Here is an 8,986-nt window from a genome sequence, read left to right as displayed (position 1 = left end):
TTTCGGCGCTCACCGTCGCCACGCTAGGTCCGATTGCGCGCTCCTTGCTCGCTCCGCTTTCGGCGCTCACCGTCGCCACGCTAGGGTCCTCAGAGTGCCCCCCGTCCAGCCGCAACCGATCCTCGCGCCGTTGACGCCCGCGGCGATCTTCCTGGTGGTCACCATCGACGACGGCGGAGAGGCGACGGTGAGCGCCGAAAGCGGAGCGAGCAAGGAGCGCGCAATCGGACCTAGCGTGGCGACGGTGAGCGCCGAAAGCGGCGCGAGCAAGGAGCGCGCAATCGGACCTCGCGTGAAGTCCGTGACCGCGGACAGCCATGATGATCAACATGTCGGCCAGCGCCGCAGGCCTCTGCGATTTCATCGACGCTTCCCCCTCGCCATTTCATGCCTGCGCCACGGTCGGCGCGCGGCTGACCGCCGCCGGGTTCACCGAACTGAACGAGGCTCAACGGTGGCCGGAAGAACCGGGCCGCTACTTCGTGGTCCGGGCCGGCTCGCTGGTCGCGTGGAATTCCGACGGCGCCGACGGCCCCTTCCGGATCGTCGGCGCACACACCGACAGCCCGAACCTGCGGGTCAAACAGCATCCCGACCGGATGGTCGCCGGTTGGCGGGTGCTCGCCTTAGAGCCCTACGGCGGCGCGTGGCTCAACTCCTGGCTGGACCGCGACCTGGGCATCAGCGGGCGGTTGTCAGTTCATGACGGCAGCGGGATCGAGCACCGGCTGGTCCGAGTCGACGACCCGATCCTGCGGGTGCCGCAGCTGGCCATTCACCTGGCCGAGGACCGCAAATCGCTGACACTGGACCCGCAGCGCCACGTCAACGCCGTCTGGGGTGTCGGCGCAGAAGCGACGTCCTTCCTCGACTTCGTCGCGGAACGCGCCGGGGTCGCGGCGACCGACGTGCTGGCCGCCGACCTGATGACCCACGACCTGACCCCCTCAACGGTGATCGGCGCCAACGCCGACCTGCTGAGCGCTCCCCGGCTGGACAACCAGGCCAGTTGCTATGCGGGCATGGAGGCTATGTTGGCCGCCACGCCCCGGGCGTTCGTACCCGTGCTGGTGCTCTTCGACCACGAGGAGGTCGGTTCGTCCTCCGACCACGGTGCCCAGTCCGACCTGTTGGGCACCATCCTGGAGCGCATCGTGCTCACGGCCGGCGGTACCCGAGAGGACTTCCTGCGCCGTCTGCCCGACTCACTGCTGGCCTCGGCGGACATGGCGCACGCCACCCATCCGAACTATCCGGATCGGCACGAGCCCGGCCACCTGATAGAGGTCAACGCCGGGCCGGTGCTGAAGGTGCACCCCAACCTGCGTTATGCCACCGACGGACGCACGGCCGCGGCCTTCGCGCTGGCCTGCCGGCAGGCCGGGGTCAACCTGCAGCGCTACGAGCACCGCGCCGACCTGCCCTGCGGGTCGACGATAGGGCCGCTCGCTGCCGCCCGGACCGGCATCCCGACCGTCGACGTCGGCGCCGCGCAGCTGGCGATGCACTCGGCGCGCGAGTTGATGGGCGCGCACGACGTGGCCTCGTACTCGGCCGCGATGCAGGCCTTCTTTTCGCCCGAGTCGTTCTGAGGTTCGACAGGGCTACACGAAAGCCAGAGTGAGCGCGAAGGTTGCGGCGTTGAGGGCGAGCAGGAACCCGGCGAACGCGAACTGACCGGAAATATCGTTGGCGAGTACGTGGGTGTACATCGCGCAAATGAAGAAGATGGTCAGCCCGGCTGCCGCGGCGACGCCGATTGCCGGAATCCACAGGCCGACGATAAGCCCAAGGGCGCCTAAGGTTTTCAGGGTGCCGATGGGGAACCGCAGCCAGGACAGCGGCACCCCGGCCCGGCGCATGGGCCCCATGATGGGCGCGAAGTGGAGCAGTGCGCTCACGCCCGAGAAGCCGTCGAAGGCTATGGCAATTGCTGTCACGATGAGGTATGCGGTGCGCATGTTGGGGTCTTCCGTGGTTGGTCGAATGAGAGCAGAGTCGTCTGTGTCAGCCCGTCCGGGCAGCCCTGACGCACCAGGCCAGAGCGCTTCGGAAAGCGACCCCGACCGGCTCTTCGATCGGGTATCGCCGCGTTAGGGGGTCCATCGCTTCTCCTATTGCGTATTCCGTTGCGGTGGCCCGCAATCGGCTGATCCAGTCCGGGTGGAGTAGCCGGCCGCTACCAGCAACTCGTATCCAAGGACGGATCGGCGGGGCGCAAAGTTACACGCGCGCGTAACTTTTCGCCGCCGCGCCTCGTCGTCACTTCGTGAGGCGGCAATCCTGACGCCACGACGAGGAGGATCGATGACAGCGGAGAGCTGGTACGGCCCGCGCTGGCCGCGGGTGACCGCCCGTGCCACCAGTGCAACGTTGGCAATTCTGGCGGTGGCTCAAGCCGCATTCGCCGGCAGTTTCCTGAGTGGGCAGTACGACGCACTGGGGCTGCACTCCGCGGGTGCGAAAGTGACCACGGTGCTTTCCGTCGTTCAGGTGGTGGTGCTGGTGATCGTGAGCAGGACGGGCGGGCCGCGCTGGCCGATAGCGGTCGCGACGCTGGTGACCATCCTCCTCATCGCCGAGTTCGCCTCGGGGGAATTGCGGCTGACAGCGTTACACGTTCCGCTCGGGGTGCTGTTGATCGTGGGGATCGTTCAGCTGACCGCATCGGTGTGGCGGTGGCCGCTGGCCGCACGCTCTCGTCCAGCACACCAGGATGTGATTCGGTGAACCGGCGTAGCGCGCTGCGGGTGGGCGCTGCCGCGGCTGGAATCGGCTTGGTCGGTGCCGGCTGGCCAATGGCGGGCGCACTGCTGGGATCGGCAGAATCGGGACGGCTCGTGCGCAGTCAGACCAAACTGCCCGACCGCTATCAAGTCCCGTTGCCGATCCCGGAGCAATTGGCACCGGTCAGCAGCGATGCCGGCACCGACTACTACGAGATCACCCAGCAGATCTCGCACTTGCGCATACTGCCCGAGTTGACCACTGCGGCATGGACGTACAACACGACTTTTCCCGGCCCCACCATCGTTTCCCGGTCCGGCCGCCGAGCCGTGGTGCGGCATCGCAACGCTCTGCCGGTGCCGGTCGTGGTGCATCTGCATGGCGGGCACACCCCGGAAGACCACGATGGATACCCCATCGACTTCATCCTGCCCCAAGGCGATCAATCCAGTGCGGATGGCATGACGCGCAATAGCGTTGTCGGACAGCGTGAATACATTTATCCGATGAACCAGCGGGCCGCTACCTTGTGGTACCACGATCACCGCATGGGGTATACGGGCGCCGCTGTGTGGCACGGCCTGGCCGGTTTTCACGTGATCCATGACGATGAGGAAGACGCATTGCCGCTGCCTCGCGCCGAGCGCGACATTCCGTTGATGATCACCGATCGTGCCTTCGCCGCCGATGGCTCCTTTCGGTACCCCGCCGCGGACGGCGGCGGAGTAACCGGCGACTACATGAATGGCGTCCTCGGTGACGTCATCCTCGTCAACGGCGCGCCGTGGCCGGTGTTGGAGACCGACCCCGCCCGCTATCGCTTGCGGCTACTGAACGCATCCAACGCCCGTCGCTACCGACTCCAGTTAGACCCACAGCCGCCCGGCGGGTCGGCGCTGGTGCAGATCGGCAGTGACGGCGGATTGCTCGCGCGACCGGTCGGCCACGATTTCATCGACATCGCTCCGGCCGAACGCTTTGATGTTGTGGTCGATTTCAGCCGGTACCGGCGCGGCACAAGCGTGCGCCTGGTCAACCTGCTGGGTACCGAAAACGCCGGTGAAGTCATGCGATTCGACATCGTCGGCGCCGACCGCTCCGATGAGTCGGCCATCCCCGAACTGCTCAGCAGTAGCGCAGCGGGTCTTAACCGACACCATGCCGTGGCCACCCGCACGTTCCTCTTCCGCCTCGGAAGAGGGGGCGCGTGGACGATCAACGACCTGTCGTATCAACCGGGTCGGGCGCTGGCGCGTCCCAAGCTCGGTACCGCAGAGATCTGGCGGTTCATCACCGAATTCCACCATCCCGTCCACGTGCACCTGAACCCGTTCCAAGTGATCTCGCGCAACAATCGCGCACCGGGACGGTTCGACTTGGGTTGGAAGGACACCGTCGACGTCCGGCCGGCCGAGGCGGTCGAAGTCCTCATCCGATTCACCGACTACACCGGTTCCTACCTTCTGCATTGCCACAATCTCGAGCACGAAGACATGGCCATGATGGCCGACTTCGTGACGGTGGATTAGTCGCGCGTTCCTTCCGCCCGGGCCCCATCACGCCTAGGGTCTGGCGTTATGGCGCTCAACGTGGAGATGCTGACCTTTGACTGTGACAACCCGGCGAAGCTGGCCGCCTGGTGGGCCGCCCAGTTCGGCGGCTCGACGCACGATGTGCTCGCCGGCGAGTTCACCGCGGTGACCTTTCCGGAAGGGCTGCGGCTCGGATTCCAGAAGGTGCCCGACCCGACGCCCGGAAAGAACCGCGTGCACCTCGATTTGAGCGCGGCCGACGTCGACGCCGAGGTGTCCCGACTGACGGCGGCCGGAGCGACCGAGGTCGGCCGGCACCAATTCGGCGACACCTTCCGGTGGGTGGTGCTGGCCGACCCCGAGGGCAACGTGTTCTGCGTCGTGCGTCAGTAGCGCTCGCTCAGCGCTGACCCAGGAAAGCCGGCTCGTAGCGGATCACGTTCTCCACCACGATCCCGTCGCGGGTGCGGACCCGGTCGATGCCCCGGATCTGAAACGGTCCGTCCGGGCCGGTGCCATGACCGACGTAGTGCAAGAACACGAGTTCCTCACCTTCGGCGGCAGCAGGGACGGTAGCGCTGTCGATCACCTCGAGTCGCAAATCGGGTGCAGCCTCCAGCAATTCGGCGATTTTCGCCGTATACGCCTCGATTCCCCGGACCGGCTCCGCATCGCCGGGCCAGTAGCCGACGATGTCCTCGGCGAGGATGTCGAAGCCGCGCGACATGGTGGGTGCGGCCCAGTATGCAGCGAAGACCTCGGCGCTGAACTTCGGCGCGGATTGGACGTCCGTCATGGTTCCTCCTTGGATCGGGCGCTCCGATCGAGCGCGTGCAGCAAGCGTGTCGCCGCGCAGTGCGGCATCGCAATTACCTGAGAGGTCATCGCCGTGAGCGCACAGACGTGGTTACCGTGGCCTGGTGAGTCAAGCGGCGGTCGGTGCCTTGTTGCGCGAATGGCGGACGCGACGGCGCGTGAGTCAGCTCGATCTCTCGCTGAGCGTCGGCGTCTCGGCGCGGCACCTGAGTTTCATCGAGACGGGACGCTCGCGCCCCAGTCCGGAAATGGTGCTCACCCTCGCCGACGGACTCGATATACCACTGCGGGAACGCAACACGCTGCTGCTCGCCGCAGGTTTCGCGCCGCGTTACCAATCGCGCCCGCTGGAGGACCCCGCCCTTTCCCCGGCTCGCGAAGCGGTGCAACGCCTGCTCGATGCGCACGACCCCTACCCGGGCATCCTCATCGACCGCTGCTGGAACATCGTGGGGACCAACGCCGCAGCCTCCGCGCTGACCGCCGGCCTACCCGAGGAGCTGCTGGGGCCGCCGGCCAACGTCTACCGGTTGTGCTTGCACCCCGACGGCCTGGCCGGACGCACCCTGAATTTCCCGGACTGGGCCGGCTACCTGCTGAACCAACTGCGGCGCACCGTCGCGCTCACCGGCGACCCGGGATTGGCGGCGCTCGACAAGGAGGTGCGCGACTACCCGGGTGTCGCTGCCGCGGCCGAAGCGCGGCGCACGCCGGAGAGCGCGTCGCTGCTCATTCCGTTCATCCTCGACGTCGGCGGGGGCCGACGGTTGTCCATGTTCACCACGCTGACGACGTTCGGGACGCCGCTGGAGGTCACCCTCGCCGAACTGGCCGTCGAATTGTTCTACCCCGCGGACACCGAAACCGCAGACCTGCTCCGCGGCGTCTAGGTCCCGCTATGCCTGCTGGGGCGGCGAGAGCGCCTGCACGCCGCCCAGCCCTAGACTGTCTGGCGTGACTGTCCCCGGGACCAGCGCGCCCACCCAGGCCATCGACACCGTCGAGCACGCCGCCACCACTCCCGACGAGCCGCAACCGTTCGCCGAGCTGGGCCTCAAAGACGACGAGTACCAGCGCATCCGCGAGATCCTGGGCCGTCGCCCCACCGACACCGAGCTGGCGATGTACTCGGTGATGTGGAGCGAGCACTGCTCCTACAAGTCATCCAAGGTGCACCTGCGCTACTTCGGCGAGACCACCACCGACGAGATGCGCACCGGCATGCTGGCCGGGATCGGCGAGAACGCCGGCGTCGTCGACATCGGCGACGGCTGGGCCGTCACCTTCAAGGTCGAATCGCACAACCACCCGTCCTACGTCGAGCCCTACCAGGGTGCGGCCACCGGCGTCGGCGGCATCGTCCGCGACATCATGGCGATGGGCGCGCGACCGGTCGCGGTGATGGACCAGCTTCGGTTCGGCGCGGCCGACGCGCCGGACACCCGCCGCGTGCTCGACGGCGTGGTGCGCGGCATCGGCGGCTACGGCAACTCGTTGGGCCTGCCCAACATCGGCGGCGAAACCGTCTTCGACGCGTGCTATGCCGGCAACCCCTTGGTGAACGCCATGTGCGTCGGCGTCTTGCGCCAAGAGGACCTGCATCTGGCCTTCGCCTCGGGCGCCGGGAACAAGATCATCCTGTTCGGGGCCCGCACCGGGCTGGACGGCATCGGCGGGGTGTCGGTGCTGGCGTCGGACACCTTCGACGCGGAGAACTCGCGCAAGAAGCTGCCCTCGGTTCAGGTGGGCGACCCGTTCATGGAGAAGGTGCTCATCGAGTGCTGCCTCGAGCTGTACGCCGGTCATCTGGTGGTCGGCATCCAGGACCTGGGTGGCGCTGGATTATCATGCGCCACTTCGGAATTGGCCTCTGCCGGCGACGGTGGCATGGCGATCCAGCTGGAGACTGTGCCGCTGCGCACCACCGGTATGACGCCCGCGGAGATCCTGTGCAGCGAGTCCCAGGAGCGGATGTGCGCGGTGGTCACCCCGGACAACGTCGACGCCTTTCTGGCGGTGTGCCGCAAGTGGGACGTGCTGGCCACCGTGATCGGCGAGGTCACCGACGGCGACCGGTTGCGGATCACCTGGCACGGCCAGACCGTGGTCGACGTCCCGCCGCGCACCGTCGCCCACGAAGGCCCGGTCTACCAGCGACCGGTCGCCCGCCCCGACACGCAGGATGCCCTGAACGCGGACAGGTCGACCCGGCTGCCACGACCGTCCAGCGGTGACGAACTGCGCGCCACTTTGCTTGCGCTGCTGGGCAGCCCGCACCTGTGCAGCCGCGCCTTCATCACCGAGCAGTACGACCGATACGTGCGGGGCAACACGGTGCTGGCCGAGCACGCCGACGGCGGCGTGCTGCGCGTCGACGAGTCCACCGGCCGCGGCATCGCCTTGTCGACCGACGCCTCCGGCCGCTACACGAAGCTGGATCCCTACGCCGGAGCCCAGCTCGCGCTGGCCGAGGCCTACCGCAACGTCGCGGTCACAGGAGCGGCCCCCGTCGCGGTGACCAACTGCCTGAACTTCGGTTCACCCGAGGACCCCGGTGTGATGTGGCAGTTCTCGCAGGCCGTCAAGGGACTCGCCGATGGCTGTGTGGCACTGGGGATTCCGGTCACCGGCGGCAACGTCAGCTTCTACAACCAGACGGGCTCGGCGGCGATCCTGCCCACCCCGGTGGTCGGGGTGCTCGGCGTCATCGACGACGTCGCCCGGCGTATCCCCACCGGCCTGGGCACCGAGCCCGGGGAAACCCTCATGCTGCTCGGCGAGACCCGCGACGAGTTCGACGGCTCGATCTGGGCCCAGGTGACCGCCGACCACCTGGGCGGTCTGCCGCCCCAGGTGGACCTGGCCCGCGAGAAGCTGCTGGGTGAGGTGCTGCGCTCGGCATCGCGCGACGGCCTGGTGTCCGCGGCGCACGACCTGTCCGAAGGCGGCCTCGCGCAGGCCGTCGTCGAAGCGGCCCTGGCCGGTGAAACCGGTTGCCGCATCGTGCTTCCCGAGGGCGCCGATCCGTTCGTGACGTTGTTCTCCGAGTCGGCCGGCCGCGTGCTGGTGGCGGTGCCGCGCACCGAGGAGAGCCGGTTCCGGTCGATGTGCGAGGCGCGGGGGCTGCCGGCGGTGCGCATCGGCGTCGTCGACCAGGCCTCCGACGCGGTGGAGGTGCAGGGCCTGTTCACGATCACCCTGGCCGAATTGCGCGAGACGTCCGAGGCGGTGTTGCCGCGGCTCTTCGGATGAGTGCTCGCGGCGAATCCTGATGTCCGACATGGCTTTTCGTCGGATCCGCGCCCTGTCGCTGGCCGCCGCCCTGGTCGGCTGGAGTTTCGTCAGCCCTAGGCTGCCGGCCAACTGGCGGACAGCGCTGCAGGCCGCGGTGGGTGGGCTGCTCGTGTTGGTCACGCGCGCTCCGCTGGGCCTGCGGCCGCCCCGGCTGTGGGCCGGCCTGCGCCTGGGCTCCCTGTTCGCCTGCTCGGCGGCGGCCACCGTGGCCGCGACGACTCAGCTGGCGCCGGTGCGCCGATCGATGGCCGGCCGCGAGCCGCCGGCGGCATACCCGGAGTGGCTGTTGCTGCGGATACCCGTGGGCACGGTGTGGTCGGAGGAGTCCGCCTTTCGCGGTGCGCTGGCCACCGCCGGCGCCGTCGCTTTCGGCGCACGCGGTGGGCGACTGTTGCAGGCCAGCGCCTTTGGTCTGTCGCACATCGCCGACGCGCGGGCGACGGGTGAGCCGGTGGCCGGCACCGTGCTGGTCACCGGGATCGCGGGCTGGCTGTTCGGTTGGCTGGCCGATCGTTCCGGCAGCCTGGCCGCACCCACGCTGGCGCACCTGGCCATCAACGAAGCCGGGGCGATCGCGGTGCTGGCGGTGCAGTCGTCGCGCCGCTGATGGTCAGGGA

9 protein-coding genes and 1 pseudogene are annotated in these 8,986 nt (G+C 68.1%); 8 read left to right on the top strand and 2 right to left on the bottom strand.

Going from position 1 to position 8,986, the window contains the following annotated elements:
• Positions 1-94: 94 nt before the first annotated feature.
• Positions 95-190 (top strand): annotated as a pseudogene (locus A5659_RS28585) (hypothetical protein); the annotation flags it as partial.
• A 139-nt stretch (positions 191-329) separates the two neighbouring features.
• The gene (locus A5659_RS17180; protein WP_067182830.1) at positions 330-1,592 is read left to right on the top strand and encodes a M18 family aminopeptidase; all 1,263 of its coding nucleotides are present in this window, start codon (positions 330-332) and stop codon (positions 1,590-1,592) included.
• A gap of 12 nt (positions 1,593-1,604) precedes the next feature.
• On the opposite strand, the gene A5659_RS17175 is transcribed toward A5659_RS17180, so the two are convergent.
• Positions 1,605-1,961, bottom strand: a complete 357-nt coding sequence (locus A5659_RS17175; RefSeq protein WP_066865468.1) for a DoxX family protein — start codon at positions 1,959-1,961, stop codon at positions 1,605-1,607.
• A 346-nt stretch (positions 1,962-2,307) separates the two neighbouring features.
• Here A5659_RS17175 and A5659_RS17170 point away from each other — a divergent pair, with 346 nt between their 5' ends.
• Genes A5659_RS17170 through A5659_RS17160 form a run of 3 tightly spaced genes read left to right on the top strand, consistent with a single transcriptional unit; the run spans position 2,308 to position 4,652 of the window.
• Complete coding sequence (locus tag A5659_RS17170; protein ID WP_067182828.1) at positions 2,308-2,730, top strand: hypothetical protein; 423 nt, start codon at positions 2,308-2,310, stop codon at positions 2,728-2,730.
• Complete coding sequence (locus A5659_RS17165; RefSeq protein WP_067182825.1) at positions 2,727-4,256, top strand: multicopper oxidase family protein; 1,530 nt, start codon at positions 2,727-2,729, stop codon at positions 4,254-4,256. The genes A5659_RS17170 and A5659_RS17165 overlap by 4 nt, the downstream gene beginning before the upstream one ends.
• Before the next feature lie 48 nt (positions 4,257-4,304).
• Complete coding sequence (locus A5659_RS17160; RefSeq protein ID WP_067021926.1) at positions 4,305-4,652, top strand: VOC family protein; 348 nt, start codon at positions 4,305-4,307, stop codon at positions 4,650-4,652.
• 7 nt (positions 4,653-4,659) lie between these two features.
• Here A5659_RS17160 and A5659_RS17155 read toward each other — a convergent pair whose 3' ends face one another.
• Complete coding sequence (locus tag A5659_RS17155) at positions 4,660-5,055, bottom strand: nuclear transport factor 2 family protein (protein ID WP_066865480.1); 396 nt, start codon at positions 5,053-5,055, stop codon at positions 4,660-4,662.
• A 124-nt stretch (positions 5,056-5,179) separates the two neighbouring features.
• On the opposite strand from A5659_RS17155, the gene A5659_RS17150 reads away from it, so the two are divergent.
• The 3 genes from A5659_RS17150 (at position 5,180) to A5659_RS17140 (ending at position 8,976) form a co-directional block, all read left to right on the top strand.
• Positions 5,180-5,965, top strand: a complete 786-nt coding sequence (locus A5659_RS17150) for a helix-turn-helix domain-containing protein (RefSeq protein ID WP_067021928.1) — start codon at positions 5,180-5,182, stop codon at positions 5,963-5,965.
• A gap of 64 nt (positions 5,966-6,029) precedes the next feature.
• A complete protein-coding gene (gene purL, locus A5659_RS17145; RefSeq protein ID WP_067137863.1) occupies positions 6,030-8,327 on the top strand; it encodes a phosphoribosylformylglycinamidine synthase subunit PurL in 2,298 nt (765 codons plus the stop codon).
• Between the two features lie 19 nt (positions 8,328-8,346).
• Complete coding sequence (locus tag A5659_RS17140; RefSeq protein ID WP_066865490.1) at positions 8,347-8,976, top strand: CPBP family intramembrane glutamic endopeptidase; 630 nt, start codon at positions 8,347-8,349, stop codon at positions 8,974-8,976.
• Positions 8,977-8,986 lie beyond the last annotated feature (10 nt).

It is taken from the genome of Mycobacterium sp. 1165196.3, from assembly GCF_001673415.1.
GTDB lineage: Bacteria > Actinomycetota > Actinomycetes > Mycobacteriales > Mycobacteriaceae > Mycobacterium > Mycobacterium europaeum_A.
The sequence above is the reverse complement of the archived record's forward strand: the minus strand, read 5'-3'. Positions and strand labels throughout refer to the sequence as shown.